Origin of the sequence: Roseateles sp. NT4 (assembly GCF_051857475.1) — a bacterium.
Taxonomy (GTDB): Bacteria; Pseudomonadota; Gammaproteobacteria; order Burkholderiales; family Burkholderiaceae_C; genus Pelomonas.
The window spans coordinates 1,540,707-1,565,654 of the sequence record NZ_JBPZGZ010000001.1; the positions used below are offsets into that span (position 1 = coordinate 1,540,707).

23 protein-coding genes and 1 tRNA gene are annotated in these 24,948 nt (G+C 68.0%); 15 read left to right on the forward strand and 9 right to left on the reverse strand.

Annotation, left to right across the window (positions count from 1 at the left end; genetic code table 11):
* Nucleotides 1-68 precede the first annotated feature (68 nt).
* On the forward strand, nucleotides 69-584 hold the full coding sequence (locus ACS5PN_RS07205; RefSeq protein WP_439463242.1) for a DUF4124 domain-containing protein: 516 nt from the start codon (nucleotides 69-71) through the stop codon (nucleotides 582-584).
* Nucleotides 585-602: 18 nt separating this feature from the next.
* On the opposite strand, the gene ACS5PN_RS07210 is transcribed toward ACS5PN_RS07205, so the two are convergent.
* Nucleotides 603-917: an RnfH family protein gene (locus ACS5PN_RS07210; protein WP_439463243.1), complete on the reverse strand. Its 315-nt coding sequence runs from the start codon at nucleotides 915-917 to the stop codon at nucleotides 603-605.
* On the reverse strand, nucleotides 907-1,365 hold the full coding sequence (locus tag ACS5PN_RS07215; RefSeq protein ID WP_439463244.1) for a type II toxin-antitoxin system RatA family toxin: 459 nt from the start codon (nucleotides 1,363-1,365) through the stop codon (nucleotides 907-909). Before ACS5PN_RS07215 ends, ACS5PN_RS07210 begins: the two co-directional genes overlap by 11 nt.
* Nucleotides 1,366-1,412: 47 nt before the next feature.
* Here ACS5PN_RS07215 and smpB point away from each other — a divergent pair, with 47 nt between their 5' ends.
* Nucleotides 1,413-1,871, forward strand: coding sequence for an SsrA-binding protein SmpB (smpB, locus tag ACS5PN_RS07220; protein WP_119045625.1), 459 nt, complete (start codon nucleotides 1,413-1,415; stop codon nucleotides 1,869-1,871).
* Here the strand turns inward: smpB and ACS5PN_RS07225 are convergent.
* The 3 genes from ACS5PN_RS07225 to phaR form a co-directional block, all read right to left on the reverse strand.
* Nucleotides 1,857-3,041, reverse strand: coding sequence for a PLP-dependent transferase (locus ACS5PN_RS07225; RefSeq protein ID WP_439463245.1), 1,185 nt, complete (start codon nucleotides 3,039-3,041; stop codon nucleotides 1,857-1,859). The genes smpB and ACS5PN_RS07225 overlap by 15 nt on opposite strands.
* 88 nt (nucleotides 3,042-3,129) lie before the next feature.
* Entirely contained in the window at nucleotides 3,130-4,527 is a 1,398-nt protein-coding gene (rimO, locus tag ACS5PN_RS07230) for a 30S ribosomal protein S12 methylthiotransferase RimO (RefSeq protein WP_439463246.1), read from the reverse strand.
* Between the two features lie 65 nt (nucleotides 4,528-4,592).
* Nucleotides 4,593-5,123: a polyhydroxyalkanoate synthesis repressor PhaR gene (gene phaR / locus ACS5PN_RS07235; RefSeq protein ID WP_439463247.1), complete on the reverse strand. Its 531-nt coding sequence runs from the start codon at nucleotides 5,121-5,123 to the stop codon at nucleotides 4,593-4,595.
* A 107-nt stretch (nucleotides 5,124-5,230) separates the two neighbouring features.
* Between phaR and ACS5PN_RS07240 the strand changes: the two genes are divergently transcribed.
* The 10 genes from ACS5PN_RS07240 to ACS5PN_RS07285 all read left to right on the forward strand — a co-directional run bounded on the left by ACS5PN_RS07240 (nucleotide 5,231) and on the right by ACS5PN_RS07285 (nucleotide 17,690).
* Nucleotides 5,231-6,259: a Rieske 2Fe-2S domain-containing protein gene (locus ACS5PN_RS07240; protein WP_439463248.1), complete on the forward strand. Its 1,029-nt coding sequence runs from the start codon at nucleotides 5,231-5,233 to the stop codon at nucleotides 6,257-6,259.
* Nucleotides 6,240-6,896: a hypothetical protein gene (locus ACS5PN_RS07245; RefSeq protein ID WP_439463249.1), complete on the forward strand. Its 657-nt coding sequence runs from the start codon at nucleotides 6,240-6,242 to the stop codon at nucleotides 6,894-6,896. Before ACS5PN_RS07240 ends, ACS5PN_RS07245 begins: the two co-directional genes overlap by 20 nt.
* Nucleotides 6,871-7,572, forward strand: coding sequence for a hypothetical protein (locus ACS5PN_RS07250; protein ID WP_439463250.1), 702 nt, complete (start codon nucleotides 6,871-6,873; stop codon nucleotides 7,570-7,572). Before ACS5PN_RS07245 ends, ACS5PN_RS07250 begins: the two co-directional genes overlap by 26 nt.
* Nucleotides 7,565-9,004 carry a GH3 family domain-containing protein gene (locus tag ACS5PN_RS07255; RefSeq protein WP_439463251.1) on the forward strand — a complete coding sequence of 480 codons (1,440 nt, stop codon included), beginning with the start codon at nucleotides 7,565-7,567 and terminating at the stop codon, nucleotides 9,002-9,004. Before ACS5PN_RS07250 ends, ACS5PN_RS07255 begins: the two co-directional genes overlap by 8 nt.
* Complete coding sequence (locus tag ACS5PN_RS07260) at nucleotides 9,001-10,113, forward strand: hypothetical protein (RefSeq protein ID WP_439463252.1); 1,113 nt, start codon at nucleotides 9,001-9,003, stop codon at nucleotides 10,111-10,113. Before ACS5PN_RS07255 ends, ACS5PN_RS07260 begins: the two co-directional genes overlap by 4 nt.
* The gene (locus tag ACS5PN_RS07265; RefSeq protein WP_439463253.1) at nucleotides 10,110-12,860 is read left to right on the forward strand and encodes an FG-GAP-like repeat-containing protein; all 2,751 of its coding nucleotides are present in this window, start codon (nucleotides 10,110-10,112) and stop codon (nucleotides 12,858-12,860) included. The genes ACS5PN_RS07260 and ACS5PN_RS07265 overlap by 4 nt, the downstream gene beginning before the upstream one ends.
* Nucleotides 12,861-12,865: 5 nt before the next feature.
* Nucleotides 12,866-13,828 carry a Rieske 2Fe-2S domain-containing protein gene (locus tag ACS5PN_RS07270; protein WP_439463254.1) on the forward strand — a complete coding sequence of 321 codons (963 nt, stop codon included), beginning with the start codon at nucleotides 12,866-12,868 and terminating at the stop codon, nucleotides 13,826-13,828.
* Nucleotides 13,818-16,262 carry a fatty acid desaturase gene (locus ACS5PN_RS07275; RefSeq protein WP_439463255.1) on the forward strand — a complete coding sequence of 815 codons (2,445 nt, stop codon included), beginning with the start codon at nucleotides 13,818-13,820 and terminating at the stop codon, nucleotides 16,260-16,262. Before ACS5PN_RS07270 ends, ACS5PN_RS07275 begins: the two co-directional genes overlap by 11 nt.
* Nucleotides 16,253-16,879: a YybH family protein gene (locus ACS5PN_RS07280; protein ID WP_439463256.1), complete on the forward strand. Its 627-nt coding sequence runs from the start codon at nucleotides 16,253-16,255 to the stop codon at nucleotides 16,877-16,879. The genes ACS5PN_RS07275 and ACS5PN_RS07280 overlap by 10 nt, the downstream gene beginning before the upstream one ends.
* Before the next feature lie 79 nt (nucleotides 16,880-16,958).
* Entirely contained in the window at nucleotides 16,959-17,690 is a 732-nt protein-coding gene (locus ACS5PN_RS07285) for a hypothetical protein (RefSeq protein WP_439463257.1), read from the forward strand.
* A gap of 71 nt (nucleotides 17,691-17,761) precedes the next feature.
* Here the strand turns inward: ACS5PN_RS07285 and ACS5PN_RS07290 are convergent.
* The 3 genes from ACS5PN_RS07290 to ACS5PN_RS07300 form a co-directional block, all read right to left on the reverse strand.
* A tRNA-Val gene (locus ACS5PN_RS07290) sits at nucleotides 17,762-17,838 on the reverse strand.
* Between the two features lie 45 nt (nucleotides 17,839-17,883).
* Nucleotides 17,884-20,139 carry a RelA/SpoT family protein gene (locus tag ACS5PN_RS07295; RefSeq protein WP_439463258.1) on the reverse strand — a complete coding sequence of 752 codons (2,256 nt, stop codon included), beginning with the start codon at nucleotides 20,137-20,139 and terminating at the stop codon, nucleotides 17,884-17,886.
* On the reverse strand, nucleotides 20,136-21,017 hold the full coding sequence (locus ACS5PN_RS07300) for an alpha/beta fold hydrolase (RefSeq protein ID WP_439463259.1): 882 nt from the start codon (nucleotides 21,015-21,017) through the stop codon (nucleotides 20,136-20,138). The genes ACS5PN_RS07295 and ACS5PN_RS07300 overlap by 4 nt, the downstream gene beginning before the upstream one ends.
* Before the next feature lie 46 nt (nucleotides 21,018-21,063).
* On the opposite strand from ACS5PN_RS07300, the gene ACS5PN_RS07305 reads away from it, so the two are divergent.
* The gene (locus ACS5PN_RS07305) at nucleotides 21,064-21,834 is read left to right on the forward strand and encodes a 3-hydroxybutyrate dehydrogenase (RefSeq protein ID WP_439463260.1); all 771 of its coding nucleotides are present in this window, start codon (nucleotides 21,064-21,066) and stop codon (nucleotides 21,832-21,834) included.
* A gap of 153 nt (nucleotides 21,835-21,987) precedes the next feature.
* Here the strand turns inward: ACS5PN_RS07305 and ACS5PN_RS07310 are convergent, their stop codons facing one another.
* Complete coding sequence (locus tag ACS5PN_RS07310) at nucleotides 21,988-22,680, reverse strand: SIMPL domain-containing protein (RefSeq protein ID WP_439463261.1); 693 nt, start codon at nucleotides 22,678-22,680, stop codon at nucleotides 21,988-21,990.
* Between the two features lie 138 nt (nucleotides 22,681-22,818).
* Between ACS5PN_RS07310 and ompR the strand changes: the two genes are divergently transcribed.
* Nucleotides 22,819-23,553, forward strand: a complete 735-nt coding sequence (gene ompR, locus ACS5PN_RS07315) for an osmolarity response regulator transcription factor OmpR (RefSeq protein WP_056197934.1) — start codon at nucleotides 22,819-22,821, stop codon at nucleotides 23,551-23,553.
* A gap of 72 nt (nucleotides 23,554-23,625) precedes the next feature.
* A complete protein-coding gene (locus ACS5PN_RS07320) occupies nucleotides 23,626-24,945 on the forward strand; it encodes an ATP-binding protein (protein ID WP_439463262.1) in 1,320 nt (439 codons plus the stop codon).
* Nucleotides 24,946-24,948 lie beyond the last annotated feature (3 nt).

Here is a 24,948-nt window from a genome sequence, read left to right on the forward strand (position 1 = left end):
GGCGCGAGTGTGTATTGCGTTGTATTTGTCGACCCCGCACCTGGGTGGACAGGCTCTAAACTGGCTGGATGCCTCGCCAAACCCTTCGCCAAGCCGTCCTCGTCCTGCTCTGCCTCGCCGCCGCCGGCGCCGCCCAGGCGCAATGGAAGTGGCGCGACGCCAAGGGCAATGTGCAGTACAGCGACATGCCTCCGCCGTCCGGCACGCCGGAGAAGGACATCCTGCAACGCCCCAACCTCACCAGGCCGATCGTCGTCGTCGCGGCCCCTGGCACCCAGGCCAGCGCTGCGGCGTCGGCGCCCAAGGCCGCCGCCAGCGCGCCGACCAAGGCCGAGCAGGAAGCCGCGGCCAAGCAGAAGCAGGACCAGGACACCCAGGCGGCCAAACAGAAGGAAGAGGAAAAGCGCATTGCCCAGGTGAGGCGCGAGAACTGCACCCGCGGCCAGGCCAACCTGCGCGATCTGCAGAACGGCCAGCGCCTGACCCGCACCAACGAAAAGGGCGAGCGCGTCTACATGGACGAGGCCCAGATCGCCGCCGAGGTCAACCGCGCCCGCGACCTCATCACCAGCGAATGCAAGTGATGCCCTGACGGCCCGCGCTCAGCCCGAGTGCTTGGGCCGGTGGCGCGACACGATGGGCTGGCCACGCTTGGCATAGCGCAGCCGCCGGGCCTCCTTGGGGTCGACGGTCAGCGGGCGGTAGACCTCGATGCGATCCCGCTCCCGCAGTACCGTCTCCAGGGGGCGCACCCGTCCCCAGATGCCGATGCGCAGTTGACCGAGAGGCTGGCTGTGCGCCGCCATGAAGTCAGCGCAGCCGCGCAAGGCGGCGTCGAGGGTGATGCCCTCCACCACCTCCAGCCAGCGCTGCTGCACATCGCCGGCCTGCGGACTCCAGACCAGTTCAACGCGCACCGTAGAGGCTTTCCGCGCGCTGCACGAAGCTGTCGACAAAGGTATTGGCGATGCGGTCGAACACCGGGCTGACGACGGCTTCCAGGGCGCCGCTGCTGAAGGCATAGCTGAGTTCGAAGGCGATCTTGCAGGCCGTGGCCTCGGCATCCGCGCCGGACTTGTTCAGCGGGAGGAACTGCCACACACCGTCCAGATGCGAGAACGGCCCGTCGACCAATTCCATGCGCACGCTGCGGCCGTCCTCGTTGTGGTTGCGCGTCGTGAAGGCGTGGCGCACGCCGGCGTAGGCCAGGTGCAGGCGGGCCGTGACGGAGTCGCCTTCGCGCTCGATCACATCGACCTTGTTGCACCAGGGAAGGAACTCGGGATAGCGCTCCACTGCGGTGACCAGCTCGTACATCTCACGCGGCGTGTACCAGAGCAAAACGGACTTTTTGACCTGCTTCATAGAATGCCGGGATTGTAAGAAGGGCCCAGAGCCCCACATGCCACTTCATGTCCATCGCCGAGAACCGCCGCGCCCGCTACGACTACCACATCGAGGAACAGTTCGAGGCCGGTGTCGTGCTGTCCGGCTGGGAGATCAAGGCCATCCGCGCCGGCCAGGTCCAGCTGACGGATGGCTACGTGATGATCAAGGACGGCGAGCTCTTCCTGATCGGCTGCCGCATCAATGCATTGCGCAGCGCCTCCACCCATGTTTCACCCGAGGCCGACCGCACCAAGAAGCTCTTGATGCACAAGGCCGAGATCAAGCGCCTGGTCGGCAAGGTCGAGCAGCGCGGCTTCACGCTGGTGCCGCTGAACCTGCACTACAAGGGCGGCCGCGTGAAGGCCGACATCGCGCTGGCCAAGGGCAAGGCCCAGCATGACAAGCGCGAGACCGAGAAGAAGCGGGATTGGGAAAGAGAGAAGGGGCAGTTGATGCGGCACAAGGTGTCAGCGAAGGGCTGACAGCGCCTGCTCGATATCCGCCTTGAGGTCGTTGCCGTCCTCGAGGCCGATCGCAAATCGCACCAAGGTACCGCCGTCGAACGGCAGCGGCAGGTCGCGGCTGCGGCTCATGTCGTAGGGCACGGCCAGGCTCATCGGGCCGGCCCAGGAATAGCCGATACCGAAGAGCTGCAGCGCATCGACGAAGGCGTCCACCTGCGCCGCGCTGTACTCGGGCTTGAACACCGCCGAGAACAGGCAGGCCGCGCCCGCACCGCCGACGGCCAGCCAGTGCTCGTGGCCGGGTGATCCGGGCAGCGCGGGGTGGAAGACCTGTGCGACCTCGGGCCGACCCGCCATCCAGCTCGCCAGCTGCCGCGTGACGCGGTCCTGGGACTCATAGCGCAGCTGCATCGTCGGCAGGCTGCGCAGCACGATCTCCACATCGTTCAGCCCCAGGCCATAGCCCAGGTGCTCGTGGGTGCGGTCGAGGCGCTCGTGCAGCTTGCGGTCGCGGGTGCAGACCGCGCCCATGAGGATGTCGGCGCCGCCACTGGCGTACTTGGTCAGCGCCTGCATGACGATGTCGGCGCCCAGCCCCGGGTGGGTCTTGGGAGCCGGCTCGAAGCCGTTGAAGGCCAGGCCTGCGCCCCAGGTGTTGTCCAAGGCTGTCGTGATGCCGCGCGCGCGGCAAGCAGCCAAAGTGCCCAGCAGGTCGGGGAACTCCAACGTGATGGACCCTGCAGCCTCCAGCCAGACCAGCTGGGTGTTGTCGCGCAGCTCCGGCACCGTCAGCGGGTCGTAGAAGCGGTGCGTGACGCCCCATTGCGGCAGCCAGGACTCGGTCAGGTAGCGGTTCTGGCCGTAGACGTTGTCCGGCACCAGCACCTCGTCACCCGGGCGCAGCATGGCCAGCGACGGCAGCGTCACCGCCGCCAGACCGCTGGGCACCAGCAGGCAATGTTCCGCGTGCTCCAGCGTCGCGATGCGGGCCGCCAGCGTGTAGCTCGTCGGCGTGCCGTGCAGGCCGTAGCGATAGGACAGGCCGCCGCGCACCCGGGGCCGGTGCAGTTCGGCCGTGCTCTTGAAGAGCACCGTCGAGGCCTTGGCCACCGGCACGGGCACCGCGTCCCAGCCTTCGGGGGCGCGGTAGGGGTGGTGGATGAGCTGGGTGCTGGGTGCGCTCTTCATGTTTGCCCCTCGCCCGCCGAGTACGTCGTGCGATCCCCCGAGGGGATGCGGGCCAGCTCGGGAGCGGCCCAGCGCTTGGCCCAGGTCATCAGACCAAGCTTGCCACGAGGTCGTGGCCATCCGCGGCAACGACGCGGGCGCGCACGAAGTCGCCGACCTTCATCGTCTTGCTGGCTTTCTCGGGTGGCAGGATCTTCACGGTGCCGTCGATCTCGGGCGCATCGGCATACGACCGCCCCACGCCGCCCTTGCGGCCCAGGGCCGGCGCGGAGTCGACGAGGACCTGCAGCGTCTGGCCGACGCGGGCCTGCAGCTTGGCGGCCGACACCTGCTCGGCCACGGCCATGAAGCGCGCACGGCGCTCCTCGCGCACTTCGGTGGGCAGGGCGCCGGGGATGTCGTTGGCGCTGGCGCCTTCGACCGGCGAATAGGCGAAGCAGCCGGCACGGTCGATCTTCGCTTCCTGCATGAAGTCCAGCAGATGCTGGAACTCGGCCTCGGTCTCGCCGGGGAAGCCGGCGATGAAGGTCGAGCGGATGACCAGCTCCGGACAGCTCTCGCGCCAGCGCAGGATGCGCTCCATGTTCTTCTCGCCGTTGGCCGGGCGCTTCATCCGCTTGAGCACATCGGGGTGGGAATGCTGGAAAGGCACGTCCAGATAGGGCAGCACCAGGCCTTCGGCCATCAGCGGCAGCACGTCGTCGACGTGCGGATAGGGGTAGACGTAGTGCAGGCGCACCCAGGCGCCATAGGGCTTGGCCAGCTCGCCCAGCTGGGCCACCAGGTCCAGCATCTTGGTCTTGACCGGCTTGCCGTCCCAGAAACCGGTGCGGTACTTGACGTCCACGCCATAGGCCGAGGTGTCCTGGCTGATGACCAGCAGCTCCTTGACGCCGCTCTCGAACAGCGCGCGGGCCTCGTTCAGCACATCGCCGATGGGGCGGGACACCAGGTCGCCGCGCATGCTGGGGATGATGCAGAAGGAGCAGCGGTGGTTGCAGCCCTCGCTGATCTTCAGATAGGCGTAATGCTTGGGCGTCAGCTTGACGCCGTAGCTCGGCACCAGGTCGACGAAGGGGTCGTGGGGCTTGGGCACATGGGTGTGCACCGCGTCCATGACCTCTTGCGTGGCATGCGGGCCGGTGACGGCCAGCACACTGGGATGGATCTCGCGCACCAGGCTGCCGGCATCGCTGCTGGTCGCGCCAGCCTTGGCGCCCAGGCAGCCGGTCACGATGACCTTGCCGTTCTCGGCCAGGGCCTCTCCGATGGTGTCCAGGCTTTCCTTGACGGCGTCATCGATGAAGCCGCAGGTGTTGACGATCACCAGGTCGGCGCCGGCAAAGGTCTTGGAGGTTTCATAGCCCTCGGCACGCAGTTGCGTGAGGATCAGCTCGGAGTCGGTGAGGGCCTTGGGGCAGCCCAGGGACACAAAGCCGATCTTGGGCGCGGCGGCCGCAGCGGCGGTGGTGGCGGATTCGTTCATCCGCCTATTTTCGGCGATGTGGCGCCCAACGGGCTCGGGCGCTCGGAAGCGCCCGCACGAAATGCCTATTTCTTGGTGCCGAACGGGAACATCACCCCCGCCTGCTTGAGCTGCTCCTGCCACTGGTTCATCAGCGTCTTGGACTGCTCGGCATAGCCGCCCATCAGGCCCGTCCAGGCCTCAGGGGTGAAGGGTATGCCGCCTGGCGTCTGTTCGGTGAAGCGCGACTGCAGGTCGGTGAAGGCCTGCATCTGGCGCTCCAGCAGGCCGCCCATCACGCCCTGCATGGCATGGCCGTAGAAACGGATGATCTGGGCCAGGGAGCTGGTGGAGAACATCGGCACGCCGCCGGTCTCCTCCTCCAGGATGATCTGCAGCAGGATGGAACGCGTCAGGTCTTCCTGGGTCTTGGCGTCATGCACCTCGAACTCGACGCCCTCCAGCACCATGCGCTTCACATCGGCCAGCGTGATGTAGCTGCTGGTCTGGGTGTCGTAGAGGCGGCGATTGGGGTATTTCTTGAGGATGCGCAGGCCGGGTTTGGTGTCGCCGGTCTGGGCTTGCTCGGTTGCCGCTTTCTTGCGGGCAGTCGCCATGCGGAAATCTCCTGTGCAGTGCAGCAAATTCTAGGCAGACCCTGACCCCGCCTCTGAACGGGTTTACCTGGGGCTGGGCGGGCCGTCCCCATAATGCCGTCAAATCCATGAGCCCTCTCGACGCCCGACATCCGCCAGGCTGGTACATCCTCTGCACGGCTCGCGCCCTGGGTCGCAAGCCGCTGGCCGTGCAGGCCGCGGGCCGCCACTGGGCGGTGTTCCGCTCGGCCTCGGGTGCCGTCAGCGCCGTCGAGGACCGTTGCCTGCACCGCGGCATGGCCCTGTCGGCCGGCAAGGTCTGCGGCGAGCATCTGCAATGTCCGTATCACGGCTGGGCCTACGGCGGTGACGGCCGGGTGCGCATCGTGCCGGCCATGAAGGGTGACGGACACGACTGGGTGTCGACCGCCCTGCCCTCGCTCGAGTGCCGCGAGCTCGACGGCTATGTCTTCGCCCGCATCGGCGAGCCGGCCGGGCCACCCCACCGCTTCAAGCACCTGGGCGAACCGGGCTGGACCAGCTTTCACATGGCCACGCGCTTCCAGGCCGGCGTCGACGCCTGCGTCGAGAATTTCCTCGACTGCCCCCATGCCACCTTCGTGCACCGCGGCTGGTTCCGCACGCCGACGGCCAAGCCCGTGCGCTGCACGGTAACGACACTGGCCGACGGCGCCCAGGCAGAATTCTTCGACGAACCGCGCGAAAAGAGCGTCGTCTGGTGGCTGCTGTCACCGCGGCGCGGCGAGATGCGCCATGTCGACCGCTTCATCTCGCCCCACACCACCGAGGTGGAGTACGAGTTCCCGAATGGCCTGCATTACGTGATCACCTCGTCCTGCACGCCCATCACGGCCACCAAGACCCAGGTCCACACCGTCATCAGCTTCCGCAGCTGGCGCGGCCTGGGGCCGCTGGTGCGCGCCTTCTTCGAGCCGCTGTCGCGCCACATCATCCAGCAGGACGTGCGCATGCTGGACGCCCAGCAGGCCAATCTGGCCCGCCATCCGGGGCGCCCCTTTGCCAGCACGCCGGCCGATGTGCTGGGTGGCCATATCCAGGCCTGGCGCCGCTTTGCGCGCGGCGAGGGCGAACCCGTCGCCGCGGGGCAGGTCCAGCATGTCGACCTCGTCCTCTGAGCGCCGCCTGCGCGTCGTGGCCCTCGCCTGCGTGGCGGCGATGGCCGCCGCCGCCCTCGTCTTCCATCTGCTGCAAAACCGCCTGGCCCTCACCGGGGGCGGCATCGCCTGGCCCAAGAGCCTGTGGCTGGGCTGCGCCCTGCTCTACTGGTTCGTGCTGCCCGCCCTGCTGCTGCGCGACACGCGGCTGCTGCCGGCCTGGCGACTGCCTTTCGCGGCCCTGCTGGCCCTGATGGGGCTGCGTGGCGTCATCGAGCTGTGGATGCTGTATGTCTCGCACAACTGGTCGCCCTTCTACGGCATCGCGCATGATGGGCTCTGCCTCGCGGCGCTGTGGGGCCTGGCCCTGCGCGCCCGGGCCGTCTTCGGGACCCACCGGCTGGCCCTGGTGCATGCCTTGGCAACCGGCCTGCTCTTCATCCCCGAGATCTATTTCGCCTGGTATATGCAGGCCCATTTCCAGACCCAGGGCGAGAAGCCGCTGTACTTCGTGCCGGATGACGAAGCCCATGCGCATGTGCTGGCGCTGACGACGGCCGCCGACGCCGCGGCGCTGCTCTATCTGCCGGCCTTCCTATATGCTTGGTTGCATGGGAAGACTGAGGTCACGGGTGCGCGAGCGCAGCGCACTGGGTGAGGGTGATGTGGCGGCGATGGCCGACCTGTTCGAACGCTACTACGAGGGGGGACCACCCTCCCAGTTCAAGCAGGATCTGGCGGGCAAGACGCACGTGATCGAGCTGCGCGACGGCGACACGCTGTGCGGCTTCTCGACGCTTTGCGTCTACGACTTCGATGCGACTCAAGGCGCCGTGCGCGTCATCTTCTCTGGCGACACCATCATCGACCAAGCCTACTGGGGCGAGCAGTCGCTGGCCCTGGCCTTCTGCCGTTTCGCAGGTGCGACCAAGGCAGCCGACCCGCAGCGCCCGCTGTACTGGCTGCTGATCTCTAAAGGCCATCGCACCTATCGCTATCTGAACCTCTTCGCGCACCGCTACAACCCCAGCCACGCGGCGGATGGAACGCCAAGCCTGGCCGGGCTGATGGCCGAAATCGCCAGCCAGCGGTTTGGCGACGCCTTCGACGCGAGGACCGGCCTGGTGCACTTTGGCGCGGCGGCCACCCGGCTGCGACCGCGATGGCAGGACGAGGACAGCACGAAAAGGCTGTCGCCCGCCACGCGCTACTTCCTGCAGCGCAACCCCGGGCATGCGCAAGGCGACGAACTGGTCTGCCTCTGCGAACTGGATGCCCCCAATCTGCGTTCCTTCGCGCTGAAGGCCTTCCGCGAGGGCTTGGTCCATGGCTGAGGCCTCCTTCGCAGCTCATCTCGCCGGCGAAGCCGCGGCCTTGCGCGCACTGCTGGACGATGCCGAGGCGGTACAAGCGGCCCATCTGGCCGCCATCCTCGAGCGCAACCGCGACACCACCTTCGGCCGCCTGCATGGATTTGCCGAGGGTGCCGCGCATTTCGCTGCGCAGATGCCGGTGTGCGGCTACGACACGCTGGAGCCCTGGATCACACGCGTCGCCGACGGCGAAGCCGGCGTGTTGACGGCCGAGCCCGTGCTGGCCTTCGAGGAAACCGGCGGCAGCACCGCCGGCGGCAAGCTCGTGCCCTATACCGCCAGCGGACTGGCCGAGTTCCAGGCCGGCCTGAGGCCCTGGCTGGACGATCTGTTCATGGCCTTCCCCGCCCTCGACGCAGGCAGCTTCTACTGGTCCATCTCGCCGGCCTGCCGCCCGGCGCGCGCGGCGCCCGGCGGTCTGCCCATCGGCCTGGGCAGCGACGCGGCCTATTTCGGGGAGGCCCTCGTGCCTTCCATCCTGCGCACGCTGGCGGTCGGCCCCGAAGTCGGCACCATCAGCGATGTCGACGAATGGCAGCGCCAGACCCTGGCCCAGCTCGGCCGCCGCCGCGACCTGGCCATGATCTCCGTCTGGTCCCCCACCTTCCTGACCCAGCTGCTCGAAGCGCTGCCGGATGCCGATCACAGGACGCGCTGGCCGCAGCTTCAGGTCATCAGCTGCTGGGATCAGGCGGCCTCGGCGCCTTTCGCTGCGACCCTGCGCGAGGCCTTCCCCGGCGTGTGCGTGCAGGGCAAGGGGCTGCTGGCGACCGAAGGCCTGGTCACCATCCCGCTGATCGACCAGCCCTGGCCGGTCGTCTCGCCCCGGTCCGGCTACTACGAGTTCCGCGACGCGATAGGCGCCGTGCACGGCATTGCCGGCGTGCAGACCGGCCAGGACTACGAACTCCTCATCACCAATGCCAATGGCTTCTACCGCTATGCCATCGGCGACCGCGTGCGCGTGCAGGGCTTTGTCGGCCAGGCGCCCATGCTGGAGTTCATCGGCCGCGGCCAGGCCGCCACCGATCTGTGCGGCGAGAAGCTGACCGAAGCCTTCGTCATGCAGCTGCTGCAACCGCTGGGCTTGAGCTTCGCGGCGCTGGCGCTGGACACCACGGCGTCGGGCTATGTGCTGCTGGCCGACGCCGCCGGGGCGCTGCCCGCTTCAGAACGCGACCTGCTCGATCGCGCCGAGCAGGGCCTGGCCTGCAACCCGCAATACGCCTATGCACGCCGCGTCGGCCAGCTGCGGCCGCTGCGGCTCGAACGCATCCAGCAGCCCATCGCGCACTGGACCCGGCTGCGCCAGGCCCGCGGACAGCGCCTGGGCGACATCAAGCCGCCGGTGCTGATCGGCGACGCCGACTACCGCGCCTTGCAATCGCCGTGATCCGCTACGAGTTTGCACTCGCCCAAACCCAGGACGACGCCCAGCTGCGCGCCTGCATGGCCCAGGTCTGGATGGAGGGACGCATGGCCGTCAGCTTCCGGCGCGAGCCCAGCTATTTCGCTGGCTGCCGCATGCAGGGCGATGCCGTGCAGGTCATCAAATGCACGGACAGCCAGGGCGGCCGCATCATCGGCATGGGCGGCCGCTCGACGCTGCGCGCCCACGTGAATGGCCGCCCCACGCGGGTCGGCTATCTGTCGGACCTGCGCGGCCTGCCCGAGGTCAGGCGGGGCACGCTGCTGGCGCGCGGCTACCGCTTCCTGCACGAGCTGCACCGGCGTGAGCCCCTGCCTTTTTATCTGAGCGTCATCTTCGACGGCAACGAGCAGGCCCTGTCGGCCCTGCTCGGCGCACGCGCCGGGCTGCCGGTCTACACGCCACTCGGACGCATCCTCACGCCGGCCCTGCAGTTCGACTTTGCTCGCGCACCGCTATCAGTCGAAGGCGTGAACTTCGCGCGGGCCGGCGAGGCCGCACTGCCCGAGATCGTGAGCTTCCTCGCCGAGCAGCTGCCACGCCGGCAGTTCAGCCCCGTCATCGCAGCGGCAGACTTCGCCGACGGCGGCCGTCTGGCGGGCCTGCGCGCCCGAGACTTCTTCATTGCCCGGCGCCAGGGCCGCCTTGTCGCCTGCCTCGCCGCCTGGGACCAGTCGGCCATCCGCCAGACCCACATCGAGCGCTATCCGCCTGGCTTGGCCCTGGCCCGCCCCTTCATCAACCTGGCCAGCCGGCTGTCGCCCCTCAAGCCCCTGCCTGCGCCCGGTGGCCGCGTGGCGCATCTCTATTTCTGCCTGGCCACCGTAGCCGGCGACGAGCTGCCCGTTTTCCGCGGCCTGCTGCGCCACGCCTACAACGCCTTGCGCACGGGCCCCTGGCACTACGCCATCCTGGGCCTGCACGAGAGCGATCCGCTGACCACCGTCTTCGACGACTACCGCTGCATCGCCGCCGCCGGCCAGCTTTTTGTCGTCCACTATCCCGAAGATGGCGACCCCATGAAAGACCTGGACATGACGCGCATCCCCGGCGTCGAGATGGCTCTGGCATGAACGACACGACCTCCCCAGCACGCCGGGCCACCATCCCGCCGGCCAGCGACCCGCGCTGGCGCGTCGCCGCCATCCTGCTGGCCTATGTGGTGCTGGGCATCACCGTGTTGGGCTTCAACCGCTCACCGCTGCAGGTGGCGACGACGGTGGCCACGGCCGTGCTGCTGGACATGCTGCTGCACCGGCTGCTGCGCGGCGGCCCGGCGCTCTTCCCGCTGAGCGCCCTCATCACCGGCCTGGGCCTGAGCATCCTCGTCAACTACGCCCACGGGCTGTGGCTGGCCGCCATCCCGGCCCTGTTCGGCATCGCTTCCAAATACCTCTTCACCTTCCGCGGCCGCCACGTCTACAACCCAGCCCTGTTCGGCGTCGTGGCCTGCCTGCTGCTGGGCGGCGGGCTGATCAGCGATTCGCCGGCCTACCAGTGGGGCGGGTCGTACGCGATCACCATCTTCATCGCCACGCTGGCCCTCTTCCTCTTCGTGCTGAAGATCAACCGGATGGCCCTGGTGCTGTCCTTCCTGGGCTTCTATGCCGTGTCGGTGCTGGTACGAGCCTGGCTGACGCGCTGGCACATGCCGATGGAGACGTGGCTGCTGGGCGCCGTCAGCTCACCGCCGCTCTACCTCTTCACCTTCTTCATGATCACCGACCCGCAGACCTCGCCGCCGACGCGCCGCGCCCAGGTCGGCGTGGCTCTGTGCATCGTCGTCATCGACTTCGCCCTGCATCTGCGCGAGACCCTGTCGACGCTGTTCTACGCGGCCTTCATCTGCGCCTCGCTGCGTTTCCTGCTGAACCATGCCCAGGCCCTGCGAACAGATGCGGGCGACTGGTGGCGTCAGTCGCGCGCCCGCCTGGGCCGGCGCCTGGGACTGGTCGCCGCGGCGGTGGGGGCCTGGTTCGGCATCCAGGGCCTGGTGGTGGCCGACGCCGACTACCTGCCGCCCTTCACACTGACCGAGGTGAATGCCGAAGCCGCCGGCATCGCGTCTCGCCCCGGACAGGTGCTGCAGTCGGTCGACCCGCGAATTGCCCCGGTGGCCAAATGGCTGCTGTCGGTGGGTGATGCGGTCGCCGTGGCCGACATCGACAACGACGGTCTGCAGGACATCTTCCTGAGCTACCCGCTCAAGGACGACGGCAGCCGCGCCGGCCTCTATCGCAACCTCGGCGGCTTGCGCTTCGAGCGCGTGCACGTGCCCGGGCTGGAGCAGCTGTTCAACGACCCGGCCCGCAACGGACTGCCTGCGGGCGCCGTCTTCTTCGACTACGACAACGACGGCGACCAGGATCTGCTGGTTCTCGTCGGCTACGGCCAGACCCGGCTGTTCCGCAATCGCCTGGTCGAAGACGGTGTGCTGGGCTTCGAGGACGTCAGCGACCAGGTCAATCTGCCGAAGTACGGCATTGCCGTCGCCGGCACGGTGGCCGACCTCGACCGCGACGGCCGCCTGGACATCGCCATCGGCAACCCCATCAACCCCTGGCTGCCCGGCTACGAGCAGCCCACGCGCTTCAACATCTTCGCGCTGCCGGCGCCAAACGGCGCCGATGACCGCCGCATGTTCAACGTCATGCACCGCACCTGGCACAGCGCCAACAACGGCGGTGGCATGTCGGTGCTGATGAATCGCCAGGGCCGCTTCGAGGCGCTGACGGCCGAGCAGCTCGATCTCGTCGGCGAGCACCGCTGGACCACTGCCATCGGCATCGCCGACTTCGATGGCGACGGCTGGCCCGACCTTTACGCCTCCAACGACTTCGGGCCCGACCAGTTGCTGATGAACAAGGGCGACGGCAGCTTCCGCATGGTGCGCGGCCAGGTCGCCGGCACCGTCGGCCGCGACACCTACAAGGGCATGAACGTCTCCATCGCCGACTTCGACAACGATGGCCGCGTCGGCATCTATGTGTCCAATGTCCACGAGCGCCTGCAGGCCGAGGGCAGCATGCTGTGGCAGTTGTACGGCGATGCGCGCCAGGTGGACTCCTGGGTCGACCGCGCCATGCAACGTGGCCTGCTCAACGAGAACCGCTTCGGCTGGGGTGCGGCCGTGGGCGACCTCGACCTGGACGGCCGCCTGGACATCCTGCAGGCCAACGGCATGGTCGACAACGCCTACGACAAGGACGCGCCGGGCTGCCCTGACTACTGGTACTGGAACGACAAGATCGCGCTGACCCGCCCCGACGTGCATGGCTACAGCGACCGCTGGGCCGACCTGCGCGGACGCTGCATCTTTCCCTACGAGAAGAACCGGGTCTACATGAACCGCGGCCAGCATTTCGTCGACGTGGCGGAGCGGGTCGGCTGGTCGGCACCAGGCAACTCGCGCGGCATCGCGCTGGTGGACCTCGACAACGACGGCGACCTCGACGTCATCGTCACCCACCAGTTCGCACCGGCCTCCATCTATCGCAACGACAGGCGTGCCGGCAGCCCGGTGGCCTGGGTCGGCTTGCAGCTGCAGGGCGACGGCAAGACCTGCAACCGCGATGCCATCGGCAGCAAGGTGGTTATCGATTACAGCGACAACGGCGCGGCCAGGACGCAGAAGCGCGAGGTGATGGCGGTCAACGGCTTCTCGGCACAGAGCGACCGGCGGCTGCTGTTCGGCCTGGGCGGGGCAACAGGTCCCGTCAATGTCAGCGTGTCCTGGTGCGGCGCGTCAACGCCGCAGAAGTTCGCATTGCGGCCGGGTCAGTACCATCGCCTCGTCATGCAGGGAGATCAAAAGCAGTGACGCTCGTGGCCTTCTCGCCGGCGCCCGTCCGGTCCGCTCCTTTGCCGGCCTGGCCCGACGCCTGGTATGTCGTCGCCCGCTCCAGCGATGTGGCCCGCGGCCGCATCGTCGACGGACAGGTGGCGCAGCGTGCCTATGTGCTGTTCCGTGACAGCCAGGGCGGCCTGGTGGCGCTGGACGCCCACTGTCCGCATATGGGTACGCATCTGCGCACGGGCGAGGTGGTGGACGACGGCATCCGTTGTGCCCTGCACCACTGGACCGTCGACCGCGACGGCGTGCTGCAGGCAGAGCCTGGCTGTGCGCGCATGCGCAGCCGCACCTGGCCGGTGTTCGAACGCTTCGGCCTGGTCTTCCTGTTCGCCGGCACGGGTACGCCCCCCCCTCGGCCGTTTGCCGAGCTGCCCGATGACCACCGCTGGCTGCCGGCCCAACCCCTGCTGCTGAAGGCCGATTGGCGAGCCATGCTGGTCAACGGCTTCGACACCCAGCACATGCGCGCGGTTCATCAGCGTGAGCTGGTGCGGCCGCCGGCGTTCTCGCGCAGCCGCGACGGTGCCCTGTGCATGAGCTACGAGACCCGCATCCTGCCCGGCGGCGGACCGTCGAGCTGGTTGATCCAGCGCCTGGCACGCGGCCGACCACACATCACCCAGACCTGCCACGGGCCGACCATGCTGGTCGAGAGCCGGCTGGGCCGCTTCGAGTCGCGCGCCGTGTTTGGCCTCATCACCCGGGGCGACAGCACCGTCGCCTATGCCTCCTTCGGAGCGCCCCAGGGCGGCCCGCTGCGCTGGATGCGGCTGTGGTTGACGCGGGCCCTCTATGCCGCCTTCCTGCGCAAGGACTACGCCGTCGTCGAGGGCATGCGCCTGATGGTCGATGGCGCCACCGATCCCGGCGTGCGAGGCATCAGCGACTATCTGCGCACCCTGCCCGAGCTGGACGGCGACGGCCATGCAGGCTGAAGCCACGCGAGCCGCGTCAGAGCGCGCCGAGATTCCGGCACGGCTCAATCTGGCCCTGCTCATGCTGGCCTCGCTGGCCAGCGCGGCACTGCTGTATGGCGCCTCTCACGCCGGCAGCGCATGGATGCTGCTGGCATGCGCGGCGGCCTTTTCTTTCACGGCGAACACGCTGTTCTCGCTGCTGCACGAAGCCGTGCATGGCCTCTTTGCCGGACAAAAGGCCTTGAACGAGTGGGCCGGGCGCTGGGCCGCAGCCTGGTTCCCAACCGCTTTCGCCATGCAGCGAGCCTTCCACCTGACCCATCACCGCAACAACCGCTCGGCAGCCGAGCAATTCGACGTGCTGCATGCCGGCGACCTGAAATGGTTGAAGCGGGCCCAGTGGTACGCCATCCTGACCGGGCTGTACTGGCTGGTCGCGGTGGCCGGCGTGCTAACCCACCTGGCCGTGCCGCGCGCCCTGCGCAAGCGCCTGCTTCGGCTGGCGGGCAGCCAGGCGTCCGAGCAGACCAGCGCCCAGCACTACCTCGACGCGCTGGACGGCCTGGACCCGATCGCCTCGCGGCTGGAAGTGCTGGCCTCCATCGGATTCCAGGTCCTGCTGTTCTGGGCCCTGGACCTGTCCCTCGTCGGTTGGGCTGCCTGCTACGCCGCCTTCGCGTTCAGCTGGAGCTCGCTGCAATACACCGACCACGCCTTCTCACCCCTCGACGCGCGGGCCGGCGCCTGGAATCTGCACGTCGGGCCAGTGACGCGCGCCTTCTTCCTCAACTACCACTTCCACCTGGCCCACCACCGGCGCCCCTGGCTGCCGTGGATCCACCTTCCCCGCGATGCCGAGCCCGGCCCGCGTTTCATGGAGGTCTGGCGTGAGGCCTGGCGAGGCCCGCGACCCGCGGATCGATTCCCTCGCTTCACGCTGCATGAGATCGCGCCCAGGCCCGCCTGGGCTATCCCCACGGGCATTGACGCCGCCGCAGCCCTGGTCTTCAGCCTCGGCTTCACGGCAGTTTTTGTCGTGCTCTTTGGCGGCACCAGCGTCCTGGCCGGCTTCGTCCCCTGGCATGTTGAAGTGGCCTTGCCCTTCGAACTGGGCATTCCCTTCAGACCGGCATGGTCGGTGGTTTATCTGTCGATGATCCCGCTGCTGTTGCTGCTGCCGCTGGCGCGGCCGCGCTGGCAGGCACTGTTCCCCGTCCTGGCCACCCTCGTGGCCGAAACCCTGGTCGCGTCGCTGTTCTTCATCGCCCTGCCCGTGCGCAGCAGCTTTCCCGTGCGGGATGCGTCAGGCACCTGGGACGCCCCTTTCCAGTTGGCGGACCTGCTGAACATGGACGGCAATCTCTTTCCCTCGCTGCATGTCGCGTTCGCCTTCACGGCGGCGCTCGCGTTGTCGTCAAGGGTGGGGCTGGCCGATCGCCTGTTGTTCTTCGCCTGGGCGGCGGCGATTGCCGCCAGCACCCTGCTGATCCACGAGCACCATGTCGTCGACGTGGTGGCGGGCGTGCTGCTAGCCCTGCTGGCCTGGCACCATGTGCCACGCTGGGCCTGCCATGACGACGTGCTGGCGGCCGTCGACATCGAGCTGCTGTGCCTGCGCAACGAGTGGCTGTTCGCGCGGCGGCACCGGCGCTACGGCTTCATCGCCCTGCTGCTGCTGGTCGACCGCCTGCCTCGCTGGCGGCAGCGCCGCGTGCTCAGCACGGGCTTCTGCTTCCTGCAGGCCGTCGACGACCTGATGGACGGCGATCGTCCGTCCGACCGAGACCCCTTGCTCATCGTCGACGAACTCATGCAGGCCATACGCGAGGACCGCTACGGCGATGACGAGCTGATGCGCCTGGGCCAGGCCCTCGTTGCCGATTTGCGCTCGATTGGCAGGCCATCAGCAGTCGACGACCTGCTGGCCGTGATGGCCGTCATGCGCAGCGATCGCTGCCGGGTTGTCGAGCAGTCCATCTGGGAGCTGGAGGCCCTGCGCCAGCACCATCGCAACACCTTCACACTGTCCCTCAACCTGCTGCTCGCGGCACGGGGCTCCGACCTGAGGGCCGCGGACGCTCCCGAGCTCATCGAGGCTTTTGGCTGGTGCTCGGTGGTGCGAGACTTGCGCGAGGACCTCCAGGCCGGCCTGGTCAACGTGCCCGCCGAGGTACTGCGGGCAGCCCAGATTGCCAACCACCCGCCCATCGAACTTGGCGCCTTGTTGCAGAGTGCCGCCATGCAAACCTGGATGAAGGCGGAACACGACCGCGCACTCACGTTGCTGGGCGCCATGCCGCCGCGCCTCGAAGCCCTCGCGACCCAACCAGGCGTCGAGGTGCTGAGGATTTTCACGCGTTCCATCCGCGGCTTTGCCGGCCGACCATTCGCCCGCCTGTACCCACAACTCGCCCAACCCGCTGATCCACAAGGAGTGAAGGCATGTCACTGAAGCACCTGATCCAGACACTGCTCGCCCTGCCCCTGCTGTTGCTGGCCCTGCACGGGCAGACCGCGACGACGCCGCCGCTGGATCCGTCGGGCGGGCGCATCGAGGACCGCCAGCAACTGCGCGTGTTGCTCGAGGGCATGGAAGCGGGCATCAACAAGCTCGACATCGACGCCCTGCTCAAGCTGGCTCAGCCCGACGTGGTCATCACCTGGCAGAACGCCGAGGTCTCGCGCGGCCATGCCCAGGTGAGGGCCTACTACGAGCGCATGATCAAGGGCGCCGGCGGCGCGGCCATCGTGCGCAAGCTCAGCACCAAGGCCACGCTGGGCGGTCCTGCCGTGTTCTACGGCGACAGCGCCGTGGCCTATGGCACGACGGTGGACCGCTACGACCTGGCCGATGGACTCGCCTTCACACTGAACGCCAACTGGAGCACCACGGTCACCAAGACCAGCGACGGTCAGTGGAAGGTGGCTTCACTGCACTTCTCCACCAATCTCTTCGACAACGCCCTGCTCAGCGCGGCCGAACGCATGGTCTGGTACGCCGCGGGCGCCGCTTTCGTGGTCGGCGCCTTGCTGTGCTGGCTGCTGATGCGCCGCCGCAGGCCGGGCTGAAACGCCAGAAACGCAACAACCCCGTGCCATCATGCTCGGTGCGATGCAGCTCACCTCCCCGCCAAGTCACTGACGCCAGATGCGCGGCCTCTGGTGGACTCTGAAGCTGCTTGCCGGCCTCGCGATCGTCGGCTGCTTGTTGGCCGTCACGCTGGTGGTGGTGTCGCCCGGGCTTGTCCGGAATGCGGAGGACTGGGCTGCCATCCTGCTGATCGCGGCCGCCGTCTACTGGTTCGCGAATGCCAGGCTTGGCGTTCCTGCGTCACGCCCGTCCCCCTCCCACTGGAAAGGCGAGCTGTACGTGCTGCCCGTCCCATGGCTGCGTCAGGTCGTGTTGTGCGTGGTGCTTGCAGGCCTGAGCATCGGGATTCCGCTCGCCTTGGTTTGCAAGGGCCCGTTGCCGGGCTGGGAGGGAGTGTCGGTCCTGCTCGGCGCGCTGCTGGGCCTGTGGCTGTGCCGCGCGAGCGTGCTTGGGCTGCTGAATCTGCGACGTGCGGGGCATGCTCTCAAACTCGATGCCGCCGGCATCCACTTCCCAGGCCTGCCCGCGCTGTCCTGGACGCAGGTCACGGATTTGGCATTGGAGCCCCGCCGGCCCGACAGTGATCGATCGCAATGTCTCGTCCTGCAGATGCGAGTCCTGCCCGAGCATCCCTCCGGGCTTCGTGCGCTCTGGCGTGCGGCACTGCCCGGCGCCAGCATCCGCCGGAACTCGATCAGTCTCCCCTTGCCGGCGCTGCGTGATTCGGCCTCGCTGCTGGATGCGGCGCAGACGCTGTGGCGGCGGCATGGTTCATCGCAGCGGCAGTAAGCCTCGTTGACCCGGCATGGAAAAATGCCCCAGATCCGCGAGGACCTGAGGCATTCTTGACCTACCGAATTTGGTAGGCGCGATTGGATTCGAACCAACGACCCCCACCATGTCAAGGTGGTGCTCTAACCAACTGAGCTACGCGCCTGAAGAGCTGCGCACTATAGCATGGATTTTTCGGGGTTGTCCAGATTCACTTCCGACGGGCTGAACGGACGCCTGAAATCGCGCAGAGATCGCGCAGCACCTTGGCCAGTTTGGACGCGTCCGACAGCTCCAGCGTGAAGCTCATCCAGGCCGTGTCGCCGCCACCGGCCTTGGGCTTCACGGCGCCGGGCTTCATGGACTGCGTGTTCACCGCCACGACGTTCATCTTCTCTTTCGCAAAGACTTCCAGCACATCGCGCAGCAGGCCCTGACGGTCGCCAGCCTCGACGAGCACGTCGACGGGATACACCGGCGCACCCTTGCCCACCATTTCGCCACCGCCCCACTCCACCGCAATGACGCGTTCAGGCGAACGGCGCTTCATCTCCGCGAGGTTGCTGCAGTCGCTGCGATGGATGGCCACGCCCTTGCCGCGCGTGACGAAGCCGGAGATGGCATCGGGTGGCGCCGGCCGGCAGCAGCGCGACAGCGTCGTCAGCAGCGAGTCAATGCCCACCACCAGCACGCCGCCGCGATTGCTGCTCGCGCTGCGCGTGTGCCGTTGCGCCAGCAATTCGTCCTCGTCGGCCACCGGCTCGGGCGGGCGCAGCAGCAGCTCGATATTGCGCAGCGAGTACTCGTCCTTGCCAACCACTTCGAACAGCGCATCAGCACCCTTGAAGCCCAGGCGTGCCGCCAGCTCGTCGAGCTTGAGCGCGGTCTTGCCCTCGCGCTGCAGCAGCTTCTCGACCAGCTCACGGCCCTTGGCGATGGTCTGCGCCTGCTGCAGGGCGTTGAACCAGGCTCTGACCTTGGCACGCGAACGCTGGCTCTGCAGATAGCCGAGTTCGGGGTTGAGCCAGTCCAGCGACGGCCCGCCTTCCTTGGTCGCGATGATCTCCACCGTCTGGCCGCTGTGCAGCGGCGTGTTCAGCGGCAGCATCTGGCCGTCGATGCGCGCACCGCGGCAGCGGTGGCCGAGGTCGGTGTGCACCGCATAGGCAAAGTCCACCGGCGTCGCGCCGGCCGCCAGCTCGACGATGGTGGCCTGCGGCGTGAAGACGTAGATGCGGTCATCGAAGCCCGGCGCGCCCTCGGCATGGGTCGCGTCGCGCTCCCAGGCCAGCAGCTGGTTCAGCACGGCCTTGCGGGCCCGTGCCACCTGCTCCTCGAACTCGCCAGCCGCACTGACACCTGCGTAGCCGCGCGCGCCGGCCTCCTTGTAGGCCCAGTGCGCGGCCACGCCATGCTCGGCATGCTCGTGCATCTCGCGCGTGCGGATCTGCACCTCCATGGCCTTGCCGTCGGGCCCGAGCACGACGGTGTGCAGGGACTGGTAGCCATTCGCTTTCGGCTTGGCGATGTAGTCGTCGAACTCGCCCGGCACCGGCGTGTAGATCTCATGCAGCCGCGCCAGGGCCGCGTAGCAATCGGCCACGCTGGCGACGATGACGCGCAGGGCTCGCAGGTCGAAGACGCGGTCCAGCGACAGGTCCTTGCCCTGCATCTTCTTGTGGATGCTGTAGAGATGCTTGGGGCGCCCCTGCACTTCGGCGGCGATGCCCTGGCCATACAGGTCGGCCTGCAGGGCCGCGCGCGCCGCCTCGACGCGCTGCTCGCGCTCGACGCGGGTCTCCAGCAAGCCCTTGGCCAGCGCCTTGTAGGCCTCGGGTTCCCGGAAGCGGAAAGCCAGGTCCTCCAGCTCCCATTTGATCTGCCAGATGCCCAGCCGGTTGGCCAGCGGCGCGAACACCGACTGCGACTCGGCCGCCAGCTCCGGCGGACAAGGCGTTTTGCTGGCGGCGTACCAGCGCAGCGTCTGCAGCCGCGAGGCCAGGCGCAGCAGCACGACGCGCAGGTCCTTGGAGAAGGCCAGCAGCATCTTGCGCACGCGCTCGGTCTGCTCGGCGTGCTGGTCGGACTTCTTGTCGGCCGGCAGCTTCGCATCACGCGTCGCGCGCTGGAGCTGCACGAGGCGGCGCGTGTGCATGACGAGGCTGGCATAGCTGTCGCCAAAGGCCTTGGCGACGACCTCCTCGGGCTTGCTTAGGAAATCAGTTGCATAGACGAGATAGGCCGCGGCCTGCAGTTCCTGGGCGCTGCCAACGGCATGCAGGATGGCGGCAACGCCATCGGCATGCGCGAGCGCGTTCTCGCCGGTATCCAGCAGCTCGCCAGCCAGCAGCGGCTCGGCAACGGCGCGGGCGCGCACCACCTCGGCATTGGAATGTCCAGCGCCCGCATCCAGCAGGGCGACGATGGGCGCCGTCGCGGCGCCCTCGGGCATCAAGCCTGTCTTCATGAACTCAGGAAGTCCCTCACGATGGCGACCTGGTCGGCGTGGATCAGCGTGGGCGCATGGCCGACACCCGGCAGCTCGACCAGGCGGGCATTCGGGCCACGCTGCGTCATGGCGCGCGCCGTTTCGGCGGTGAGCAGGTCGGATTCGGCGCCACGGATCAGCAGTGTCGGGCAGCGCAGCTGGTCATAGGCGGCCCACAAGGCGGCCTCGCCAGCAGTGACCAGCTCCGGCGTCACGGCCGTGAAGGGCAAGGCAATCGCCGGGTCGTAATGCAGCTTCCACTCGTTGCCGTCCTGGCGGAACAGCGGCTCGGACAAGGCATGCCACTCCTCGTCGGTATGCGGGCCGAAACCCTCGGAGATGCTGCGCAGATAGGCCGCGCCCTCCTCCACCGACTTGAAGCGCGCCGGCTTGCCCAGGTAGGCGCCGATGCGCTGCAGGGCCTCGATGCGGATGGCCGGGCCGACGTCGTTCAGCACCAGGCGGCGGATGGGGCTGGCCGCGCCGTCGGGCCGATGCAGCGAGGCCAGGCCCAGGCCGATCAGGCCGCCCATGGAGGTGCCGACCCAGTCGACCTGCTCCACGTCCAGCCGTGCCAGCAGTGCCACCATGTCCGACACATAACCAGGAATCTGATAGCCGGCCGGCGAACGCAGCCAGTCCGAATGGCCACGGCCAACAACATCGGGGCAAATCACGCGGTAGCGGTCGCTCATGGCACGGGCCAGGGCGTCGAAGTCCCGTCCCTGGCGCGACAGGCCGTGCACGCAGATCAGCACCGGCGCGTCGGCGCTCGGGCCGGCCCACTCCCAGTAAGCCATGCGATGCAGGCCGGTGCTGTCTAGGCAATTGACGAAGCGCAGTTGAGGCTGGGTCATGATGCAATCCTTTGAAGTCATCCTAGCAACCCAGAAGGACCCCTCCATGTTGAAAGGCAAGACCGCCCTCGTCACGGGCTCCACCAGCGGCATCGGTCTCGGCGTCGCCCTCGCTCTGGCCCGTGAAGGCGCCAACATCATCCTGAACGGCTTCGGCGACGTCGACGGCCCCAAGGCCGAAGTCGCCGCCCTGGGCGTCAAGGTCGGCTACCACGGCGCCGACATGAGCAAGCCGGCCGATATTGCCGCCATGGTGGCCTATGCCGACGCCGAGTTCGGCGGCATCGACGTGCTGGTCAACAACGCCGGCATCCAGCATGTGGCGCCGGTGCAGGACTTCCCGGTCGAGAAATGGGACGCCATCATCGCCATCAACCTGACCTCGGCCTTCCACACCACACGCCTGGCCCTGCCCGGCATGCTGAAGAAGGACTGGGGCCGCATCCTCAACATCGCCTCCACCCACGGCCTGGTGGCGTCGGCGCAGAAGTCGGCCTACGTGGCGGCCAAGCATGGCCTGGTGGGCTTCACCAAGAGCATTGCGCTGGAGACGGCCACGACCGGCGTCACCGTCAACGCCATCTGCCCGGGCTGGGTGCTGACGCCGCTGGTGCAGAAGCAGGTCGACGCCCTGGCCGCCAAGGACGGCGTCGACAACGACGAGGCCAAGCGCCGCCTTCTGGCCGAGAAGCAGCCCTCGCTGCAGTTCACGACGCCTGACGAACTGGGCGCGCTGGCCGTCTTCCTGTGCTCGGACGCCGCCATCAATGTGCGCGGCCAGGCCTGGGCCATGGACGGCGGCTGGACGGCAGTCTAGAAATGTCTGCCCCCGGTCCAGCGGGTACGCTGAACCGCCCCCCGAGGGGGCGCGGACCGGCGCGGGGGAGGCCCCGCGCCGACGCCCGCTGCGGTGCCGCTTGGGAGCGGCCCGGCACGGCCCCGCAGTGAACGCAGGTCAGCGCGGAATCATCTAGCGGGTGAGTTGCACCGAACCGCTGACGTTCACCGTCACGGTCGCCTTGCCGGCCTCGGTCGGCAGGGCCTCGTCGCCGCCGGCAGCCTTCATGCGCATGAGGCCCATCACGGGCCGCGGCCCGGCCTCTTCGCTGTTGATGCTGACCTCGCCGATCACATAGCTGCCGTAGCCGAACTGCTTGGCGTATTCAGCCGCCTTGGCACGGTAGCGCGAGATCGCCTGCGCCGTGATGTCGCCCTCGGCCTTCTCGCGCGCCTCGCGCGACAGGCTGTAGCCGACGCGGGCGATGCCCAGGGTGCTGATGCGTCCGGCCAGCTGGGCAATGGCGGCGGCGTCCCGCCCCTCCACCAGCAACTCGGCGCTGCCCTGCCAGCCATTGATCTTGCCGGTCCTGGGATCGTTGCGCGGGTAGAGGGAGAAGCTGCCCGTCTGCACATCGACCTGGCCGGGTTTGGCCACCTTGCGCGCCTCGGCCAGCGCAGCATCCAGGGCCTGCTTCAGCGCCGTCTGCACACCCGCGGCCTCCGGCCCATCGCGGGTGGTCGAAAAGGCGATGCCAAGGACATCCCGCGTCACTTCAGCGCTGGCGCTGGCCGCCAGGCTGAGGCGTTCACGAGGCGGCCCGTCATTGGCCGCATGGGCCGACAACGCCAGGGCCAGACTGGACAAAACAAGGGCTGCGCGCATGAGGAAATCTCTTTGCAAGGAGGGAAAGCCCAGATTACCCCGGGCGTTTGGCAACGAGCTGTAACTGCTGCGTGATGTCCTACAAAACCGGGTTTCAAACCTGCTCACAATGCCGTTGTTACAAATTCAGGAACCGCGATGAACAGCAGCGCGACACCCCGTCCCAATCGAATCCTTGTCGTCGACGACGACGCCCGTATCCGCGACCTCCTGCGCCGCTATCTGACCCAGGAAGGCTTTGAAGTCCTGCTTGCCGAGGACAGCCGGGCCCTGAACAAGCAGTTGACCCGCGAGACGGTGGACCTCATCGTGCTGGACCTGATGCTGCCCGGCGAAGACGGCCTGACCATCTGCCGCCGCCTGCGCGCCGCCAACGACCAGACGCCCATCATCATGCTGACGGCCAAGGTCGAGGACGTGGACCGCATCGTCGGCCTGGAGGTGGGCGCCGACGACTACCTGGCCAAGCCCTTCAACCCGCGCGAACTGCTGGCCCGCATCAACGCGGTGCTGCGCCGCCGCCCGCCGCCGGAAGCCCCGGGCGCCCCGTCCAAGGAACCGATGACGGTCACCTTCGGCCCCTTCGAGTTCGACCTGGCCCTGCGCCGCCTGACCAAGAACGGCGAGCAGCTGCCTCTGACGACCGGCGAGTTCTCCATGCTCAAGACCCTGGTGCGCCACCCGCGCCAGCCGCTCTCCCGCGACAAGCTGGCCCAGCTGGCACGCGGCCGCGAGTTCGAGCCCTTCGACCGCAGCCTGGACGTGCAGATCTCGCGCCTGCGCAAGATGCTGGAGGCCGACCCGGCCCAGCCGCGCTATATCCAGACGGTGTGGGGCGTGGGCTACGTTTTCGTGCCCGACGAGAACGCATGAGTTGATAAATTGCGGGACAGACCGCCGGAGCGCAATGCGAGCTCTGTCCCCCACTAGTTTTGACTGGAAGGCATGGCCCGCCCTCACCTCGCGCTCAACCTCTTCTGGCGTACCTTCGCCTGGCTGGCCCTGCTGCTGGCCGGCGCGGTGCTGGCCTGGCAATACACCTTCAAGCTGCTGGAGGCCCAGCCGCGCGCGCTGGAGTCGGCCGAGCAGCTGGCCGGCCTGGTCAAGCTCAGCCGCATCGCGCTGGAGCACACCGACCCCATCAACCGCGTCGCCGTCATCAGCTCGATGTCGCGCGGCGACACGGTGCAGGTGCGCGTGGCCGAGACCAGCGACCGCTGGCTGCCCTATGACACCAGCCCCTTCGCCAAGCAACTGGCCGCCGAACTGCGCAGCACCGTGGGCCAGGACACGGTCGTGGCCCGCAGCGTCAACGACGTGTCGGGCCTGTGGGTGCGCTATGTCGTCGGCGAGGACGCCTTCTGGCTCAAGACCAGCGCCACGCCGCTGTCCATCTCACTCGCCAGCAACTGGTGGTGGGTGGTCATTGCCCTGCTCGCCACCGTTGTCGGCTCGGCCCTGATCGCCCGCCTCATCAACCAGCCGCTGCGCGAACTGGCCGAGGCCGCCGGCCGCATCCGCGAGGGCGAGTACGACTCGCGCCTGGACGAGACGACCATGACCAGCGAGATCCGCGAGGTCAACATGGGCTTCAACCGCATGGCGCGCGAGCTGGCCAAGCTCGAGGAAGACCGCGCCGTCATGCTGGCCGGCATCTCCCACGACCTGCGCACGCCGCTGGCGCGGCTGCGGCTCGAGACCGAGATGAGCGTCAACGATGAACAGGCGCGCCACTTCATGGCCCAGGACATCGACCAGCTCGACGCCATCATCAGCAAGTTCATGGACTATGCGCGGCCCAACGAGACCCAGCTGCGCGAGGCCCGCCTGAGCGAGATCGTCGAGCGCGAGGTGCAGGGCTTCCGCGACCCCGACCAGATCCGCTTCCGCGTGCAGGTCAGCGAGGCCCTCAAGGTCTTCGTCGACGACACCGAGCTCGGCCGCGTGCTGCTCAACCTGTTCGAGAACGCGCGCCGCTATGGCCATGCGGAGGGCGAGCCGGCGCGCGTGGATGTCAGCGCCACGCGCCAGGGCTCCTGGGTCGAGGTCAAGGTACGCGACCACGGCCCGGGCGTACCGCCCGACCGCCTGCAACGCCTGACCGTGCCCTTCTACCGCGGCGACGCCGCACGCACCGCTGCCAGCGGTGCCGGCCTGGGCCTGGCCATCGTCGAGAAGTCGGTGCAGCGCCTGGGCGGCCAGCTGTCCATCAGCAATGCCCAGGGCGGCGGCCTCATCACGGTGCTCAAACTCCAGGCAGCCTGAGCT

Coding starts and splice junctions, on each gene's coding strand:
- ACS5PN_RS07205 (WP_439463242.1), top strand. CDS start 69: ATGCCTCGCCAAACCCTTCGCCAAGCCGTCCTCGTCCTGCTCTGCCTC.
- ACS5PN_RS07215 (WP_439463244.1), bottom strand. CDS start 1,365: ATGAAGCAGGTCAAAAAGTCCGTTTTGCTCTGGTACACGCCGCGTGAG.
- smpB (WP_119045625.1), top strand. CDS start 1,413: ATGTCCATCGCCGAGAACCGCCGCGCCCGCTACGACTACCACATCGAG.
- ACS5PN_RS07225 (WP_439463245.1), bottom strand. CDS start 3,041: ATGAAGAGCGCACCCAGCACCCAGCTCATCCACCACCCCTACCGCGCC.
- rimO (WP_439463246.1), bottom strand. CDS start 4,527: ATGAACGAATCCGCCACCACCGCCGCTGCGGCCGCCGCGCCCAAGATC.
- phaR (WP_439463247.1), bottom strand. CDS start 5,123: ATGGCGACTGCCCGCAAGAAAGCGGCAACCGAGCAAGCCCAGACCGGC.
- ACS5PN_RS07240 (WP_439463248.1), top strand. CDS start 5,231: ATGAGCCCTCTCGACGCCCGACATCCGCCAGGCTGGTACATCCTCTGC.
- ACS5PN_RS07245 (WP_439463249.1), top strand. CDS start 6,240: ATGTCGACCTCGTCCTCTGAGCGCCGCCTGCGCGTCGTGGCCCTCGCC.
- ACS5PN_RS07255 (WP_439463251.1), top strand. CDS start 7,565: ATGGCTGAGGCCTCCTTCGCAGCTCATCTCGCCGGCGAAGCCGCGGCC.
- ACS5PN_RS07265 (WP_439463253.1), top strand. CDS start 10,110: ATGAACGACACGACCTCCCCAGCACGCCGGGCCACCATCCCGCCGGCC.
- ACS5PN_RS07275 (WP_439463255.1), top strand. CDS start 13,818: ATGCAGGCTGAAGCCACGCGAGCCGCGTCAGAGCGCGCCGAGATTCCG.
- ACS5PN_RS07280 (WP_439463256.1), top strand. CDS start 16,253: ATGTCACTGAAGCACCTGATCCAGACACTGCTCGCCCTGCCCCTGCTG.
- ACS5PN_RS07285 (WP_439463257.1), top strand. CDS start 16,959: ATGCGCGGCCTCTGGTGGACTCTGAAGCTGCTTGCCGGCCTCGCGATC.
- ACS5PN_RS07295 (WP_439463258.1), bottom strand. CDS start 20,139: ATGAAGACAGGCTTGATGCCCGAGGGCGCCGCGACGGCGCCCATCGTC.
- ACS5PN_RS07300 (WP_439463259.1), bottom strand. CDS start 21,017: ATGACCCAGCCTCAACTGCGCTTCGTCAATTGCCTAGACAGCACCGGC.
- ACS5PN_RS07305 (WP_439463260.1), top strand. CDS start 21,064: ATGTTGAAAGGCAAGACCGCCCTCGTCACGGGCTCCACCAGCGGCATC.
- ACS5PN_RS07310 (WP_439463261.1), bottom strand. CDS start 22,680: ATGCGCGCAGCCCTTGTTTTGTCCAGTCTGGCCCTGGCGTTGTCGGCC.
- ompR (WP_056197934.1), top strand. CDS start 22,819: ATGAACAGCAGCGCGACACCCCGTCCCAATCGAATCCTTGTCGTCGAC.
- ACS5PN_RS07320 (WP_439463262.1), top strand. CDS start 23,626: ATGGCCCGCCCTCACCTCGCGCTCAACCTCTTCTGGCGTACCTTCGCC.